Origin of the sequence: Serratia sp. CY83965, assembly GCF_052166375.1 — a bacterium.
Classification (GTDB): domain Bacteria; phylum Pseudomonadota; class Gammaproteobacteria; order Enterobacterales; family Enterobacteriaceae; genus Serratia; species Serratia marcescens.
The window spans coordinates 1,167,683-1,183,831 of record NZ_JBJNOV010000001.1 but is presented as its reverse complement, the minus strand read 5'-3'; the positions used below and the strand labels follow the sequence as shown (position 1 = coordinate 1,183,831).

The window sequence follows — 16,149 nt, the reverse complement described above, 5'->3', positions numbered from 1 at the left end:
GCGCGAGACACACAAATTGTGATGCGCTTTAAGCCGCCGAACCCCTTGATTTGCCAGCGGGATAACCGCCTTTACCCACCCCGTCCCGGCCCCTATAATGGCCCCTTTCTGGGGTATGGCGCGGCCGACAACGGCAGCCCATACGGGTTCGGCTCACTACTGCTGAAGGATACGCTGCATGAAAAAGTGGTCACATCTGCTCGCAGCCGGGATGATGGCGCTGAGTTTCTGCTCTGCAAACGCCTCTGACGGCAAAACGCTGTATTTCTATAACTGGACTGAATACGTCCCGCCGGGGCTGCTGGAGCAGTTCACCAAAGAAACCGGCATCAAGGTGATCTATTCCACCTATGAATCCAACGAAAGCATGTACGCCAAGCTGAAGACCTACAAGGACGGCGCGTACGATCTGGTGGTGCCTTCCACCTACTTCATCGCCAAGATGAGCAAGGAAGGCATGCTGCAAAAAATCGACAAGAGCAAGCTCAGCCACTTCAAGGATCTCGATCCCACCCTGCTGAACAAGCCGTTCGATCCCAACAACGACTACTCCATTCCTTACATCTGGGGCGCTACCGCCATCGGCGTCAACAGCGACGCGCAGGATCCGTCCACCGTCACCGCCTGGGCCGATCTGTGGCAACCGCAGTACAAGGGCCGCCTGCTGCTGACCGACGACGCGCGCGAAGTGTTCCAGATGGCGCTGCTCAAGCTGGGTTATTCCGGCAACACCACTGACCCGAAAGAGATCGAAGCCGCCTACCACGAACTGCAGAAATTGATGCCGAACGTGCTGGCCTTCAACTCCGACAACCCGGGCAACCCGTTTATGGAAGGGGAAGTCAACGTCGGCATGGTGTGGAACGGTTCGGCCTTTGTGGCGCGCCAGGCCGGCACGCCGCTGGAGATCGTCTGGCCGAAGGAGGGCGGGATCTTCTGGATGGACAGCCTGGCCATTCCGGCCAACGCGCGCAACGTCGAAGGGGCGCTGAAGCTGATCGACTTCCTGCTGCGGCCGGAAATCGCGGTGCAGGTGGCGGAAACCATCGGTTACCCGACGCCGAACCTGGCGGCGAAGAAGCTGCTGTCGCCGGAGATCGCCAACGACAAGTCACTCTACCCGGATAAGACGGTGATTGAGCACGGCGAGTGGCAAAACGACGTCGGCGACGCCAGCACGCTGTACGAAAGCTACTTCCAAAAGCTGAAAGCCGGGCGCTAATACGCCCCGCCATCCCATCAGGGCGCGCAGTGCGCCCTGATGCCTTTCTCAGGGCCGGTCGGCCCGTGCCACCTTGCCCACCAGGAACTTGTGCACAAAACGCGGCACCACTTCGCTGGCCAGACCGTAGTGTTTCTCATCGAACTGGCTCTCTACCTGGCTCGGTTCCAGGTTCAGCTCCATGGCGTAAGCGCCGCCCAGCCGCGCCTCATGCACGAAGCCGGCCGCCGGGTAGACATGGCCGGAGGTGCCGATGGCGACGAAGAAATCGGCCTTGCTCAGCGCCTGGTAGATGTCGTCCATGCCCAGCGGCATCTCACCGAACCACACCACGTGCGGCCGCAGCGGCGCCGGGAACTGGCAGCAATGGCAACGATCGTCAACGCTGAGATCGCCGGGCCATTCGAACACCTGCCCCGACTGGGTGCAACGCACCTTCAGCAGTTCGCCGTGCATGTGCAGCACCCGCTTGCTGCCGGCGCGCTCATGCAGGTTATCAATGTTTTGCGTGACCAGCAGGAAGTTGTCCCCCAGCCACTCTTCCAGATCCGCCAGCGCGCGGTGCGCGGCGTTCGGGACGATCTCCTCCGTCTGCAGCTGACGCCGGCGTTCGTTGTAAAACGCCTGCACCAGCGCCGGATCGCGCTGGAAACCTTCCGGCGTGGCGACGTCCTCCACCCGATGCTCTTCCCACAGCCCATCCGCGGCGCGGAAGGTGCGAATGCCCGACTCGGCCGAAATGCCGGCCCCGGTCAACACCACCACAAACGGCTTTTTCAGCTCGGCCGCCGCCATGGTATCACGGTGAAAAATGCGTGAACGAAAGCGCTGATGCAGCACATGCTTACTCTTGCGAAACTGACACAGCCGATGGCGAGTGTGCATTAACTCTCTCCTTACTTTTCCCTGTTTACCCTTCTTACTGGACATTGCGGCGTTGTTGGCTGCATACATTCACGCCTTGCCTCAACGCCCATTACGTTGGGCGAGCCAAATTGAGGAACGCCGCGCCGCGCACGCCGCCGGCGTCGCCATAGCGCGCCTTCTCGATGCGCGGCAGCCGGGCCACCCGCAGCAGGTGCGCCGGCAGCCGCTGCGGCAACGCCTGGTAAATGGCGTCGAAGTTCGACAGCCCGCCGCCGATCACCACCAGGTGCGGATCCAGCACCGTCAGCAGGTTGCCCAGGCAGATCGCCAGCACGTCCATAAAGCGGTCGACGTGAGCCACCGCCTGCGGCTCGCCCGCCTGATAATGCGCAATGATCTCGGTGGCAGGCAAGCGCCGGTCATAGAAATGGGCGTACATCCATTCGAAACCGCGGCCCGATATGTAATTTTCAATGCAACCCTGATGGCCGCACCCGCAGGCAACGCGAGGCACATCACGCCCCAGCACCTCGAGCGCGTCCACCGGCAGGCGCAAATGGCCGAACTCGCCGGCGATATAGTTGCGCCCGGGCACCGTCTTGCCGCCGACGATCAGGCCGCCGCCCACGCCGGTGCCGAGAATGATACCCAGCACCGTCGGGTAGCGGCGGAACTCGTCGTCCCAGGCTTCCGACAGCGCAAAGCAGTTGGCGTCGTTATCGACGCGCACCTCGCGCCCGATCAGCGCCGCCAGATCGCGCGGCAGGGGCCGCCCCATCGCCGCCGGCACGTTGGCGGTAAACAACGTGCCGTCATCGTCGTTGGGCAGGCCCGGAATACCGATGCCGACGCTGCCGCGCCGGCCGCAAAACGCATCCGCCTCAAGGGTCAGATCGCACAACGTGGCCAGCAGTTGCCGGTAATCTTCACGCGGCGTCGGCACCCGCTTTTGCCAAATGCGCTGCAGATTGTCGTCGAACACCCCCAGCTCAATCTTGGTGCCGCCCATATCGAAACCGTAGTACATAACCCATCCCCAGGCTAAAAAAACGGGGCGGCATCGCTGCCTCCCCGTCGGTTTTATTGTCCGCTCAGCACCCGCGCCGGATCGATGCGGCTGGCGCGCCTCGCCGGATACCAACTGGCCAACAGGCTCAGCACGATGGCGGTCGCCAGCACGATCAGCACATCCAGCCAGTGCAGCTCGGAAGGCAGGAAGTCGATGAAGTAAATATCGCCCGACAGGAAGGAGTGACCGACCAGTTTCTCGACGCCCCGGATGATGTTGGTCAGCTGCAGCGAGGCGATCACCCCGATCACCACGCCGCTCAGGCTGCCCAGCAGCCCGGCCAGCAGCCCGTACCAGATGAAGATGGCGCGGATAAAGCCGTCTTTGGCGCCCAGGGTGCGCAGCACCGCGATGTCGGCGCTTTTGTCTTTCACCGCCATCACCAACGTGGAGACGATGTTGAAGCAGGCCACGCCGATCACCAGCACCATCGCCAGGTACATGATGGCGCGGATCATCTGGATGTCGCGGTACATGTAGCCGTACTTGCCGATCCAGCTCTTGATGTAGATGTAAGCGTTGGTCACTTCGCCGGCGTCGCGCACCAGCTTGTTGGCGGCGAACACGTCGTTCATCTTGAGCGCGATGCCCGTGACGCTGTCACCCATGTCGAGATACTGCTGCGCATCGGCCAGCGGCACCAGCGCCAGGCTGTGATCGAGCTGGCCGCTGAGCTGCAAAATGCCGGTCACGTGCAGGCGAATGCGCTTCGGCTGCAGCAGCTTCATTTCCGGGTCGCTGTTGGGGATCATCACCGTGACATAGGCGCCCTGCTTGACGCCCAGCGCGTCGGCCACGCCCTTGCCGAGGATCACCTGCTGCTCGCCGGGCTTGAAGTTGGCCCAGGCGTCGCCCTGCACATACTGCGGCAGCGCGCTCAGTCGGCTCTCCTGCTGCGGATCCACGCCTTTGACTTCCACCGCGCGCAGCTGCGCGCCGTTTTCCATCAGGCCGGTAAAGTTAATGTACGGCGCGGCGGCCAAGATGCCCGGCACCTTTTCCACCCGCTGCAGAATCGACGGCCAGCCGCTGAACGGCTGATTGACCGGTTCGAGCTCGCCGTGCGGCACCACCGCCAGAATGCGGTTCTTGAGCTCGCGCTCAAAGCCGTTCATCGCGCTCAGGCCGACGATCAGCACCGCCACCCCCAGCGCGATGCCGATGGTGGAGATGACCGAGATCAGCGACACCATGCCGCCGCGTTTACGGCCGCGGCTAAAACGCAGGGCCGTCAGGAAGGACAGTGAGGCTCCCGCCATTACTCGGCCCCCATCAGGGTCAGCTGCGCCTGCAGGTGGCCGTCGGCCATTTCCAGCTGGCGGCTCAGGCGCTTGGCCAGCTGCAGATCGTGCGTTACCACCAGGAAAGCGGTGCCCTGGCGCACGTTCAGCTCGCCGAGCAGATCGAAGATGCTGTCCGCGGTGCGCTTGTCGAGGTTGCCGGTCGGTTCGTCCGCCAGCACCAGTGCCGGGTTATTGACCAGCGCGCGCGCGATCGCCACGCGCTGACGCTCGCCGCCGGAAAGCTCGGACGGGCGGTGTTTGCTGCGCTTTTCCAGCCCGACCGCCGCCAGCATCTCCCGCGCTTTCTCCTGCGCCTGCGCCGGTTTGGCGCCGCCGATCAGCAGCGGCATGGCGGCGTTTTCCAACGCGGTGAAGTCCGGCAACAGATGGTGGAACTGATAGATGAAGCCCAGCTGGCGGTTGCGCAGCTCGGCCTTGGCCGCCGAAGACATGGCGTTCAGCGATTCGCCCTTGAAGATCACCTCGCCGGAGGTCGGCGAGTCCAACCCGCCCAGCAGGTGCAACAGGGTGCTCTTGCCGGAACCCGAGCTGCCGACGATCGCCATCATCTCGCCCTGCTGCATGGCAAAGCTGACATTGCGCAGCACGTCGGTGTGCAGATTGCCTTCCTGGTAGGTCTTGCACAGGTTGTCACACTGCAGCAAAAGATGGTTACTCATAACGTAAAGCCTCAGCGGGTTGTACGGCGGCAGCGCGCCATGAAGGATAAAGCGTGGACAACAGGGAAACCGCCATCGCCACCACGGCGATGATCGTCACCTGCAGCGGATCGACCGCCACCGGCAGCGAAGCGCCGTCGATCAAGGCGCCGAGGATCGGCATCAGGTTATTCAGGTTGGTGGCCAGCAGCACGCCGAGCAGCGTGCCGAGCAGCGAACCGATAATGCCGGCGCTGGCGCCTTGCACCATGAACACCGACATAATCTCGCGGCGGGTCAGCCCCTGGGTCTGCAGAATGGCGACCTCGCCCTGCTTCTCCATCACCAGCAGGCCGAGCGACGTAATGATGTTAAACGCCGCCACCGCCACGATCAGACTGAGCAGCAGCCCCATCATGTTCTTCTCCATACGCACCGCCTGGAACAGCTCGCCCTTGCGATCGCGCCAGTCTTTCCAGACAGTGCCCGCCGGCAGCGCCTGCTGGCTGAGGGTATCGACCGCCAGCGGCTGTTGCAGGAACAGACGCCAGCCGGTGATGTTGCCGGCCGGGTAGCGCATCAGGCGCGAAGCGTCCTGTTGGTTGACCAGCAGCTGATAGCCGTCCACCTCGCTGTTGGCGTGGAAGGTGCCGATGAGAGTGAACAGGCGCTGGCTGGGAATGCGGCCCATCGGCGTGAACTGGCTGGCGCTCGGCACCATCACGCGCAGCGAATCGCCGCGCTTGACGCCCAGTTGCCCCGCCAGCTGTTCGCCGATGATGATGTTGTATTGGCCCGGCTGCAGTTGCTGCTGCTTGACGTTGACCAGATACGGGGTCAGCGGATCGGCCTCGTCGGGATTGACGCCGAGCATCACCCCGACCGCCACGCTGCGGGCGCTTTGCAGCACCACGTCACCGGTGGTCAGCGGCGCGACGCGCGTGACGCCCTGCAGCTTCTGCACCTCGGAGGCTGGCAGCTGCTGCGGGTTGATCGATCCTTGCGGACTGGTGACCAACGCCTGCGGCATCAGGCCGAGAATGTTGTTTTCCAGATCCTTTTCGAATCCGTTCATCACCGACAGCACGGTGACCAACGCCATCACCCCCAGCGTAATGCCGATGGTGGAAAGCCAGGACACAAACCGCCCGAAGCGGTCTGAGGCTCGCCCGCGCATGTAGCGCAGGCCAATGAATAACGCGACAGGTTGATACATGAAATCCGTTTGATAGCCGTGGCTTAAGCAAAGTGATCATGGATAATAAAGGCTCTCCCTCGTTTAGGGAACACCCGACGGCCTTTTATTGCGTGGCGGCGAAGAGGGAGACGGCGGCAGCTTCGCGCGTTATTTATCCTCAACCGCAAAAAACAGACGGCACTAACCGGTTAAATAACCGGCAGAAAATTGATGAGCAGCGCTTTTTGCTGTGTCAGTTTGCCGGCCGCTGGGCTACTATAAACAGCATAAAGGCGCTGGGTTATCCGTGCCGGGACGCCATCCAACACATTGATTAAAGATACCTGAATGAGCACTTCCGATAGCCGTAACCGTTCTTCATCCCCCCGTTATTCTCTGCCCGATCGCGCGGGCGATCTGCGCCAACTGGGGCAACTGACCGGCGCGGCCTGTGCCGTGGAGTGCGCCGAGATCGTCGAACGCCACCCTGGCCCGGTGATGCTGATCGCGCCGGACATGCAAAACGCCCTGCGGCTGCGCGACGAGATCCAGCAGTTCACCGATCAGATGGTGACCACGCTGTCCGACTGGGAAACCCTGCCGTACGACAGCTTCTCGCCGCATCAGGAAATCATCTCGGATCGTTTGTCGAGCCTGTATCACCTGCCGACCATGGCGCGCGGCGTGATCATTCTGCCGGTCAACACCCTGATGCAGCGCGTCTGCCCGCACGAATTCCTGCACGGCCACGCGCTGGTGATGAAGAAAGGCCAGCGCCTGTCGCGCGACAAGCTGCGCGCGCAGTTGGAACAGGCCGGTTACCGCAGCGTCGATCAGGTGATGGAGCATGGCGAATTCGCCACCCGCGGCGCGCTGCTCGATCTTTACCCGATGGGCAGCGATGAGCCTTACCGCATCGACTTTTTCGATGACGAAATCGACAGTCTGCGCATCTTCGACGTCGATACCCAGCGCACGCTGAGCGAAGTCGAGGCCATCAATCTGTTGCCGGCCCACGAGTTCCCCACCGACAAGAACGCCATCGAGCTGTTCCGCAGCCAGTGGCGCGAGCAGTTTGAGGTGCGTCGCGACGCCGAGCACATCTATCAGCAGGTCAGCAAAAGCGCCTGGCCCGCCGGTATCGAATACTGGCAGCCGCTGTTCTTCAGCCAGCCGCTGCCGTCGCTGTTCAGCTACCTGCCGGCCAATACGCTGATCGTCAATACCGGCGATCTGGAGGGCGCCGCCGAGCGCTTCTGGCAGGACGTCAACCAGCGTTACGAAAGCCGCCGCGTCGATCCGATGCGTCCGCTGCTGGCGCCGGATACGCTGTGGCTGCGCGTTGATGCGCTGTTCGGCGAGCTGAAGGCCTGGCCGCGCATCGCGCTGAAAACCGATGAGCTGCCGGCCAAGGCCGGCAATACCAATCTGGATTACCATGCCCTGCCCGATCTGGCGGTGCAGGCGCAGCATAAATCCCCGCTGGATAATTTGCGGCGCTTTATCGAAGGCTTCGACGGTAGCGTGATTTTCTCCGTCGAGAGCGAGGGGCGGCGTGAAACGCTGCAGGATCTGCTCGGCCGCATCAAGCTGGCGCCGGCGCTGATTCAGCGTCTCGATCAGGCGGAGACGACAGGCCGTTACATGATGGTCGGCGCCGCCGAACACGGCTTCCTCGACGGCCTGCGCCAGCGGGCGCTGATCTGCGAAAGCGATCTGCTCGGCGAGCGCGTCAGCCGCCGCCGGCAGGACAACCGGCGCACCATCAACACCGATACCCTGATCCGCAACCTGGCGGAGCTGCATCCCGGCCAGCCGGTGGTGCACCTGGAGCACGGCGTTGGTCGCTACGTCGGCCTGACCACGCTGGAAGCCGGCGGCATCAAGGCCGAATACCTGATCCTCTCCTACGCCGGTGAGGACAAGCTGTACGTGCCGGTGTCCTCGCTGCATCTGATCAGCCGCTACGCCGGCGGCGCGGACGAAAACGCTCCGCTGCACAAACTGGGTGGCGACGCCTGGACGCGCGCGCGGCAGAAAGCGGCCGAGCGGGTGCGCGACGTAGCGGCCGAGCTGCTGGATATCTACGCCCAGCGCGCCGCCAAGGCCGGTTTCGCCTTCAAACACAACCGCGAGCAGTACCAGCTGTTCTGCCAGAGCTTCCCGTTCGAAACCACGCCGGATCAGGAACAGGCGATCAACGCGGTGCTGAGCGACATGTGTCAGCCGCTGGCGATGGACCGCCTGGTGTGCGGCGACGTCGGCTTCGGCAAAACCGAAGTGGCGATGCGCGCCGCCTTCCTGGCGGTGGAAAACGGCAAGCAGGTGGCGGTCCTGGTGCCGACGACACTGCTGGCGCAGCAGCACTTCGACAACTTCCGCGATCGCTTCGCCACCTGGCCGATCCGCATCGAGATGATGTCGCGTTTCCGCAGCGCCAAAGAGCAGCAGCAGGTGCTGGACGACGCGGCCGAAGGCAAAGTGGACATCATTATCGGCACCCACAAGCTGTTGCAGAGCGATCTGCGCTGGAAAGACCTGGGGCTGCTGATCGTCGATGAAGAGCACCGCTTTGGCGTGCGCCACAAGGAACGCATCAAAGCGATGCGCGCCGACGTCGATATCCTGACGCTGACCGCCACGCCGATCCCGCGTACGCTGAACATGGCGATGAGCGGCATGCGCGATCTGTCGATCATCGCCACCCCACCGGCGCGCCGGCTGGCGGTGAAGACCTTCGTGCGCGAATACGACAGTCTGGTGGTGCGCGAGGCGATCCTGCGCGAAGTGCTGCGCGGCGGCCAGGTTTACTACCTCTACAACGACGTGGAAAACATCGAGAAAGCGGCGCAGCGCCTGGCTGAGCTGGTGCCGGAAGCGCGCATCGCCATCGGCCACGGCCAGATGCGCGAACGCGATCTGGAGCGGGTGATGAACGATTTCCACCACCAGCGCTTCAACGTGCTGGTGTGCACCACTATCATCGAAACCGGCATCGATATCCCCAGCGCCAACACCATCATCATCGAGCGGGCCGATCGCTTCGGCCTGGCGCAGCTGCACCAACTGCGCGGCCGCGTCGGGCGTTCGCACCACCAGGCTTACGCCTATCTGCTGACGCCAAACCCGAAAGCCATGGGCACCGACGCTCATAAACGGCTCGAGGCCATCGCGTCGCTGGAAGATCTCGGCGCCGGTTTCGCGCTGGCGACCCACGATCTGGAGATCCGCGGCGCCGGTGAGCTGCTGGGAGAAGATCAGAGCGGCCAGATGACCACCGTCGGCTTCTCGCTCTATATGGAGCTGCTGGAAAGCGCCGTCGACGCGTTGAAAAACGGCCGAGAACCGTCGCTGGAAGATCTCACCAGCAGCCAGACCGAGGTAGAGTTGCGCATGCCGGCGCTGCTGCCGGAAGATTTCATTCCCGACGTCAATACCCGCCTGTCCCTGTATAAGCGTATCGCCAGCGCGAAAAACGACGGTGAGCTTGACGAGCTGAAGGTCGAGCTGATCGACCGCTTCGGTCAACTGCCGGATGCGGCGCGCAATCTGTTGCAGTGCGCGGCGCTGCGCCTGCATGCGCAGAAACTGGGGATCAAACGCATCGAGAGCAACGAGCGCGGCGGCTTTATCGAGTTCGGCGACAACAACCGCGTCGATCCGGGTTATCTGATCGGCCTGTTGCAGGGCAATCCGCAGGTTTACCGCCTGGACGGCCCGAGCAAGCTGAAGTTCACGCTCGATCTGGCCGATCGCCAAAAACGCCTGTCGTTCACCGAAGAGCTGCTGAACGCCTTCCGCGAGCATACGCTGGCGGCCTGAGCCAACGCCCCCGCCGTGGCGGCGGAGGCGGCTTATTCGCGCGGGAATCCGGCGCCCAGCGGCGCCAGCTGCATCACGCGGCTGGTCACCACCCGGTTTTTGCCGCCGCGCTTCGCCTCATACAAGGCCTCGTCGGTCATGGCGATCGCCTTGTCCAGCGTCATGCCCGGCAGATACAGCGACACGCCGATCGACAGCGTGATGTGCGCTTCGTCATGCGCATTCAGCAAGAACGTCGAGTTCTCAACCGCGCTGCGAATGCGCTCCGCCACCCCGCCGATGACCTTCGGATCGTAGCTGGCGGTGATCACCATAAACTCTTCGCCACCGTAGCGCCCGACGAAGTCCTCATTGCGCACGCTGTTTTGCAGCAGCCGGCCGACGCTGGCCAGCAGCACGTCACCGGCCGGATGACCGTAGGTATCGTTGATGCTTTTGAAGTTATCCAAATCGAGGATCATCAGCCCGCACGGGCGGCGTTCGGCACGCTGCAGCATCAGCTGATAATCGACGCTGGCGCGGTTGTTGATGTGGGTCAGGCTGTCGGTAGTGGCGCGCGCGCGCATCGCGAAATAGGCGTAGATATGGCGCTCTTTGAAATTCAGCGCATGATAACAAATCGCCAGACAGAGCGCCGAAGCCGCCTGGTACAGCAACACATCCGGCCACAGCCCGCTCAGGTCCACCAACAGCCACACCACAACGATGCGATACAGCGCGATGACGCCGATCGTCAGGTAAAACACCCGATGGGATTTCTTCAGCCACACCCGCGACAGCAGCAGCGGCGCGACGATCGAGGCGATGAACAGGTTATCGACGGTGAAGCCGCCGGTCAGCGCCATAGCGAACAGAAAGCTTACCAGCCCGCTGACGCCGCCGCCGAAGAACGTCACCAATATCATCGGGATCATAGCAAAGCTGTAATGCACCTTATCGGTCAGCTCCAGCCGATCCTGGCTCAAATACAGCACCGCCACCCCGGCCAGCAGGCCGAAAACAACGCGCTTCCACAGTGCGGATTGATAAGAAAAAGGGGCATTCTTGCTGAGAAGGAAATAGCTTATCGACAACGTCGCGTAGGTGATGCAGGCGTCGCTGTAAAGGGTGGAAATGGACGCAATGTAAGTCATAAATAGTCAGCGCGCTCCTCGGGATCGCCAGGGGGGTAATGTGCAGACGTTGAATAACGCATCCCTGTCGTCTCCGCTTCGGCGGCGGCCATTTATACCCGTCGTCTTTCAAACCGCAGCGTTGTTACCTGCACGCTCTCACCCCAGTCACTTACCTGAGGAAGCTCCCGGGGATGCGATCGCTGGGCGCCTAGCTGCAATTTGAAATCCATAGGGATACACAGTCTATTAATAGAGTAGCAGTTCTATCTTATCGCCAAGCCGTCTATCTCACGACGCACGCTTCAGGCTACTCTGAGCGTTGTGTTATCGGGGGAGAACCGCATGAATATCGACGATGAACTGCAAGCGCTCAGCGAACAGGAAGCGACGCTGGCCTTTACCCATTTTGACGCCGCCACCGCCTGGGAACTGGGCGCGGCGCTGAAAACCGCCGCCGAGCGGCGCGGCCTGAGCATCGCCATCGAGATCCAACTGGCCGGGCAGACGCTGTTTTATTACGCCATGCCGGGCGCCACGCCGGACATTGCCGACTGGGTGCGGCGCAAGCGCAATCTGGTGAACCATTTTCACAAAAGCTCTTACGCCATCGGCCTGCGCCTGCAGCAGCGGCAAACGTCGCTGGAGGAGCGTTACGGGCTGAGCGTGCGCGACTATTCGGTGCACGGCGGCGCCTTCCCGCTCACCCTGACCGGCCTCGGCTGCGTCGGCAGCATCAGCATTTCCGGCGCGCCGCAGAAGGAAGATCACCAACTATTGGTGAGCACTTTAGCCCACTTTCTCGGCTTATCCCTGCCCGCCCTGCAATAACCGTTAAAACCTTGACTGTCACTTTCCTTTTCAGCCGCAGAATCTGCGGCTGACTTCTCTATTTTCGGCATTTAGCGCCGAACAAAAGGGCGACTCTCTGATTTCCTGCGCCAAATTGACACAGGTCTGGTAATCCGCTGAACAAAAGGCGTATGGTATCTGTCACGTGACAAGACGGACCTCATCGGGCCCGCCATTCCTTTCACTTTTGAAGATTTGGTACGCACCGTAGATGAAAACCCATGAAATAAACAAAATTCGCCCCTTCAGCGCGCTGATAGACGCCTGCTGGCGGGAACCTTATAACCTGGCGCGGTTGCTGAAAGACGCTATCGCCGGGGTGACGGTCGGTATTATCGCCATCCCGCTGGCGATGGCGCTGGCGATCGCCAGCGGCGTGCCGCCGCAGTACGGCCTGTATACCGCCGCCATCGCCGGCATCGTCATCGCCGTCAGCGGCGGTTCGCGCTACAGCGTCTCCGGCCCCACCGCCGCCTTCGTAGTGATCCTGTATCCGGTTTCTCAGCAGTTCGGCCTGGCCGGCCTGCTGGTCGCCACGCTGATCTCCGGGGTATTTCTGCTGCTGATGGGGCTGGCGCGCTTTGGCCGGCTGATCGAGTACATTCCGCTGCCGGTGACGCTCGGCTTTACCTCCGGCATCGCCATCACCATCGCCACCATGCAGATCAAGGACTTTTTCGGCCTGCAGCTGGCGCACACGCCGGAAAATTACGTCGGCAAGCTGTACGCCCTGCTGCAGGCGCTGCCGACGCTGGATTTCGGCGATACCCTGATCGGCGCCGTGACGCTGCTGATCCTGATCTTCTGGCCCAAGCTCGGCCTGCGGGTGCCAGGCCACCTGCCGGCGCTGCTGGCGGGCACCGCGCTGATGGGGCTGCTGACGCTGTTTGACCACCCGGTGGCGACCATCGGCTCCCGCTTCAGCTACCTGCTGGCCGATGGCAGCAGCGGCCAGGGCATCCCGCCTATCTTGCCGCAGCTGCTGCTGCCTTGGGATCTGCCGGGCGGCGGCGGGCAGCCGTTCACTCTGAGTTGGCAAACCGTTTCCGCCCTGTTGCCGGCGGCGTTTTCGATGGCGATGCTCGGGGCGATCGAATCGCTGCTGTGCGCGGTGGTGCTCGACGGCATGACCGGCAAGAAGCATAACTCGAACAGCGAACTGATCGGCCAGGGCGCGGGCAACATCATCGCGCCGTTCTTCGGCGGCATCACCGCGACCGCCGCGATTGCCCGCTCGGCCGCCAACGTGCGCGCCGGCGCCACCTCGCCGGTGTCCGCCATCATCCACGCGCTGCTGGTGCTGTTGGCGCTGCTGGTTCTGGCGCCATGGCTCTCTTATCTGCCGCTGGCGGCGATGGCGGCGCTGCTGTTGATGGTCGCCTGGAACATGAGCGAGGCTCACAAAGTGATTTACCTGCTGCGCCGGGCGCCGAAGGACGACATTCTGGTACTGCTGCTGTGCATGTCGCTGACGGTGTTGTTCGACATGGTGATCGCCATTACCGTGGGCATCGTGTTGGCGTCGCTGCTGTTTATGCGCCGCATCGCCCGCATGACGCGGCTAAGCGAACTGAGCACCGATGACGGCCGTCTGGTGCTGCGAGTGAATGGCCCGCTGTTCTTCGCCGCCGCCGAGCGCATCTTTAGCGAACTGCTGGCGCGCAGCGAGGACTACCGAACAATCGTGCTGCAGTGGGATGCGGTGCCGGTGCTCGACGCCGGCGGCCTGAACGCCCTGCGGCGCTTTATCGACGTGCTGCCGGCGGATAAAAAGCTGGTGATCACCGACGTGCCATTCCAGCCGCTGAAAACCCTGGCGCGCGCGCGGGTGCAGCCGATCGAGGGCCGCTTGCAGTTCTATCCGACCCTGCCGGAAGCGCTGGCGGCCACCGGCGCCTAAACGTAAAAAAGCCCGACAAGTCGGGCTTTTTTTATGGCGACGAGCGCTTAGTTGCTGGTATCCAGCTCCGGGAAGCTCTTCACCAGGTCGTCGATGGCTTTCATCTGCGCCAGGAACGGTTCCAGTTTGTCCAACGGCAGCGCGGAAGGACCGTCGCACTTGGCGTTGTTCGGATCCGGGTGCGCTTCGAGGAACAGGCCGGCCAGGCCAACCGCCATACCGGCGCGCGCCAACTCGGCCACCTGAGCGCGGCGGCCGCCGGACGCGGCACCGAATGGATCGCGGGTCTGCAGCGCGTGGGTCACGTCGAAGATCACCGGATGGCCGCCAGTGACGTTCTTCATCACGTTGATGCCCAGCATGTCGACCACCAGGTTGTCATAGCCAAAGTTGCTGCCGCGATCGCACAGGATCACCTGGTCGTTGCCGCCCTCTTTGAACTTGTCGACAATGTTGCCCATCTGCCCCGGGCTGACGAACTGCGGCTTCTTGACGTTGATCACCGCGCCGGTTTTCGCCATCGCTTCCACCAGATCGGTCTGACGCGCCAGGAAGGCCGGCAGTTGGATCACATCAACCACTTCGGAAACCGGCTGCGCCTGCGCCGCTTCATGCACGTCGGTGATGATTTTCACGCCGAAGGTTTTTTTCAGCTCTTCGAAGATCTTCATCCCTTCTTCCAGGCCCGGACCGCGGTACGAGTGGATGGAAGAACGGTTGGCTTTGTCGAAGGAAGCTTTGAATACGTAAGGAATGCCCAGTTTTTGCGTCACGGTGACGTAGTGCTCGCAGATGCTCATCGCCAGATCGCGCGATTCCAGCACGTTCATACCGCCAAACAGCACAAACGGCAGGTCGTTTGCTACGTCGATGTCGCCAATGCTAACCACTTTCTGTTTCATGCTTTCGCCTTTGTTAAGGTTGTTACCGTCGCCTTGCAAACTGCACGGAGTCATTGAATTAATGCAGCGTCACCTGTTTCGGCTCAATCGAGTGGATCTGTACTTTGATCACTTCGCTGACCGGGTCTTCAGGACACTGCTCGACAAAATAGTTGAGATCGGAAATCGCGATGTGGTTGCACTCCAGCTGGGCATAAATCAGCCCGCGGTCGCGGATCTCGTACGGATCTTCCGGATCGAAGCACAGCACCGTTTCGCTGGTGCGCAGCGCCATTTCCAGCTGCTTTTCTTCCATCAGGGCGGCCTTCAACGTGTCCAGCATCTTGCGCACCACCATGATGTTCTCCGACTCATCGAGGTCGTCGTCTTCCAGCTCGGCGCCCAGCCCCAGGTTGCCCTTGATCCACACTTCCAGCTGGTGCTCACTCAGGGTTTCGCCGTTCAGCGGGTTGATCAGCCACAGCTCTTCGTCCAGCCAATCGGCGCGCAGGATCAGCTGGGTAGGGAAAATCACCGGCAGCAGCGGCAGATCCAGCGCGTTGGCGATGTGCAGGAAAATGGTGCCCAGAGAGACCGGCGTGCCCTGCCGCCCTTCCAGCACCTTGTCCAGCCAGATGGCGTCCGACAGGCGGTACACGCCGCTGGCGCCGCCGAATCCCCAGGTCTTGTAGAACAGTTCAATGAGCGCATCCAGTTGCTGCTCCTGAGTGATATCGACCGGCACTGCCGCACGCGCTTCATCCACCAGCTGTTGCAGCTTTCGCTCCACGTCGGCAGCCGGGAAGTCGCGCCGCACCGACTGCGACACCAGGATCACCCCTTCGCTCAGCGGCGAGGTGTTAAATTCAAAATCAGCAATGCTACTCATAGGTATCCCATCAGAAACGGTATTTTCGTCGTGGCAAGTTTAATTATCAGATACAGACAGCCCAACGCCAGCACGAACGCCACGGTTCGCAGCCGCTGACTTTTGGTCTTCTTGCCCAATGCGACATAGCCAAGCAGGATATAGATAATAACGCCAAACAGCTTCTCGGTCAGCCATGAGTCCATACCCAGCAGCGGATAAAACCCGAACGTCACCACCAGCGCGATGCCGCTGACGAACAGCAGCGTGTCATTCAGGTGCGGCGCTACCTTGACCCAGCGGCGCCCCATGATCGGCGAGCGGCGCCACTGCCAGTAGAAACGCAGCACAAACAAGGTAATACTGATGGCGACCGTCAGCAAATGGAAATGTTTCAACGCGGTGTATGCAGTCATGATGCTCCCTTAAATGGCCCG

General features: G+C 61.9%; 14 protein-coding genes. 5 read left to right on the top strand and 9 right to left on the bottom strand.

Translation table 11 applies throughout. The features are described from left to right. Positions 1–178 precede the first annotated feature (178 nt). A complete protein-coding gene (potD, locus tag ACJ8PL_RS05930; RefSeq protein WP_079449345.1) occupies positions 179–1,222 on the top strand; it encodes a spermidine/putrescine ABC transporter substrate-binding protein PotD in 1,044 nt (347 codons plus the stop codon). A 48-nt stretch (positions 1,223–1,270) separates the two neighbouring features. On the opposite strand, the gene cobB is transcribed toward potD, so the two are convergent. From cobB to lolC, 5 genes are all read right to left on the bottom strand, one after another. Next, positions 1,271–2,107 carry a Sir2 family NAD+-dependent deacetylase gene (gene cobB / locus ACJ8PL_RS05925; RefSeq protein WP_016928086.1) on the bottom strand — a complete coding sequence of 279 codons (837 nt, stop codon included), beginning with the start codon at positions 2,105–2,107 and terminating at the stop codon, positions 1,271–1,273. A gap of 91 nt (positions 2,108–2,198) precedes the next feature. Then, positions 2,199–3,116: an N-acetylglucosamine kinase gene (nagK, locus tag ACJ8PL_RS05920; protein WP_016928087.1), complete on the bottom strand. Its 918-nt coding sequence runs from the start codon at positions 3,114–3,116 to the stop codon at positions 2,199–2,201. A 53-nt stretch (positions 3,117–3,169) separates the two neighbouring features. Beyond that, positions 3,170–4,417 (bottom strand): lipoprotein-releasing ABC transporter permease subunit LolE, encoded by a 1,248-nt coding sequence (gene lolE, locus ACJ8PL_RS05915; protein WP_049300655.1) that lies wholly within the window; start codon positions 4,415–4,417, stop codon positions 3,170–3,172. Next, positions 4,417–5,121, bottom strand: a complete 705-nt coding sequence (gene lolD, locus ACJ8PL_RS05910) for a lipoprotein-releasing ABC transporter ATP-binding protein LolD (RefSeq protein WP_004941120.1) — start codon at positions 5,119–5,121, stop codon at positions 4,417–4,419. Before lolD ends, lolE begins: the two co-directional genes overlap by 1 nt. Then, positions 5,114–6,316, bottom strand: coding sequence for a lipoprotein-releasing ABC transporter permease subunit LolC (gene lolC / locus ACJ8PL_RS05905; RefSeq protein ID WP_442530914.1), 1,203 nt, complete (start codon positions 6,314–6,316; stop codon positions 5,114–5,116). Before lolC ends, lolD begins: the two co-directional genes overlap by 8 nt. Positions 6,317–6,354: 38 nt before the next feature. Here lolC and ACJ8PL_RS05900 point away from each other — a divergent pair, with 38 nt between their 5' ends. Continuing rightward, positions 6,355–6,615: a hypothetical protein gene (locus tag ACJ8PL_RS05900; protein WP_115435891.1), complete on the top strand. Its 261-nt coding sequence runs from the start codon at positions 6,355–6,357 to the stop codon at positions 6,613–6,615. Between the two features lie 10 nt (positions 6,616–6,625). Next, positions 6,626–10,099, top strand: a complete 3,474-nt coding sequence (gene mfd, locus ACJ8PL_RS05895; RefSeq protein WP_049300657.1) for a transcription-repair coupling factor — start codon at positions 6,626–6,628, stop codon at positions 10,097–10,099. 32 nt (positions 10,100–10,131) lie between these two features. Here mfd and ACJ8PL_RS05890 read toward each other — a convergent pair whose 3' ends face one another. Continuing rightward, on the bottom strand, positions 10,132–11,232 hold the full coding sequence (locus tag ACJ8PL_RS05890) for a GGDEF domain-containing protein (RefSeq protein ID WP_317006194.1): 1,101 nt from the start codon (positions 11,230–11,232) through the stop codon (positions 10,132–10,134). Positions 11,233–11,556: 324 nt separating this feature from the next. Between ACJ8PL_RS05890 and ACJ8PL_RS05885 the strand changes: the two genes are divergently transcribed. Next, entirely contained in the window at positions 11,557–12,042 is a 486-nt protein-coding gene (locus tag ACJ8PL_RS05885; protein WP_004941092.1) for a heme-degrading domain-containing protein, read from the top strand. A 232-nt stretch (positions 12,043–12,274) separates the two neighbouring features. After that, positions 12,275–13,963: a C4-dicarboxylic acid transporter DauA gene (dauA, locus tag ACJ8PL_RS05880; protein WP_016928094.1), complete on the top strand. Its 1,689-nt coding sequence runs from the start codon at positions 12,275–12,277 to the stop codon at positions 13,961–13,963. 47 nt (positions 13,964–14,010) lie between these two features. Here the strand turns inward: dauA and kdsA are convergent, their stop codons facing one another. Genes kdsA through ACJ8PL_RS05865 form a run of 3 tightly spaced genes read right to left on the bottom strand, consistent with a single transcriptional unit; the run spans position 14,011 to position 16,131 of the window. Next, a complete protein-coding gene (kdsA, locus tag ACJ8PL_RS05875) occupies positions 14,011–14,865 on the bottom strand; it encodes a 3-deoxy-8-phosphooctulonate synthase (protein ID WP_004941087.1) in 855 nt (284 codons plus the stop codon). A 58-nt stretch (positions 14,866–14,923) separates the two neighbouring features. Beyond that, positions 14,924–15,733 (bottom strand): invasion regulator SirB1, encoded by an 810-nt coding sequence (sirB1, locus tag ACJ8PL_RS05870; RefSeq protein ID WP_016928096.1) that lies wholly within the window; start codon positions 15,731–15,733, stop codon positions 14,924–14,926. After that, positions 15,730–16,131, bottom strand: a complete 402-nt coding sequence (locus ACJ8PL_RS05865; protein WP_170913124.1) for a SirB2 family protein — start codon at positions 16,129–16,131, stop codon at positions 15,730–15,732. Before ACJ8PL_RS05865 ends, sirB1 begins: the two co-directional genes overlap by 4 nt. Positions 16,132–16,149: the final 18 nt, after the last annotated feature.

Excerpts from the sequence above, each read along its gene's own strand:
- lolC (WP_442530914.1), bottom strand. The coding sequence starts at position 6,316 with ATGTATCAACCTGTCGCGTTATTCATTGGCCTGCGCTACATGCGCGGG.
- cobB (WP_016928086.1), bottom strand. The coding sequence starts at position 2,107 with ATGCACACTCGCCATCGGCTGTGTCAGTTTCGCAAGAGTAAGCATGTG.
- potD (WP_079449345.1), top strand. The coding sequence starts at position 179 with ATGAAAAAGTGGTCACATCTGCTCGCAGCCGGGATGATGGCGCTGAGT.
- ACJ8PL_RS05885 (WP_004941092.1), top strand. The coding sequence starts at position 11,557 with ATGAATATCGACGATGAACTGCAAGCGCTCAGCGAACAGGAAGCGACG.
- ACJ8PL_RS05900 (WP_115435891.1), top strand. The coding sequence starts at position 6,355 with ATGGATAATAAAGGCTCTCCCTCGTTTAGGGAACACCCGACGGCCTTT.
- sirB1 (WP_016928096.1), bottom strand. The coding sequence starts at position 15,733 with ATGAGTAGCATTGCTGATTTTGAATTTAACACCTCGCCGCTGAGCGAA.
- lolE (WP_049300655.1), bottom strand. The coding sequence starts at position 4,417 with ATGGCGGGAGCCTCACTGTCCTTCCTGACGGCCCTGCGTTTTAGCCGC.
- ACJ8PL_RS05890 (WP_317006194.1), bottom strand. The coding sequence starts at position 11,232 with ATGACTTACATTGCGTCCATTTCCACCCTTTACAGCGACGCCTGCATC.
- lolD (WP_004941120.1), bottom strand. The coding sequence starts at position 5,121 with ATGAGTAACCATCTTTTGCTGCAGTGTGACAACCTGTGCAAGACCTAC.
- mfd (WP_049300657.1), top strand. The coding sequence starts at position 6,626 with ATGAGCACTTCCGATAGCCGTAACCGTTCTTCATCCCCCCGTTATTCT.
- dauA (WP_016928094.1), top strand. The coding sequence starts at position 12,275 with ATGAAAACCCATGAAATAAACAAAATTCGCCCCTTCAGCGCGCTGATA.
- kdsA (WP_004941087.1), bottom strand. The coding sequence starts at position 14,865 with ATGAAACAGAAAGTGGTTAGCATTGGCGACATCGACGTAGCAAACGAC.
- nagK (WP_016928087.1), bottom strand. The coding sequence starts at position 3,116 with ATGTACTACGGTTTCGATATGGGCGGCACCAAGATTGAGCTGGGGGTG.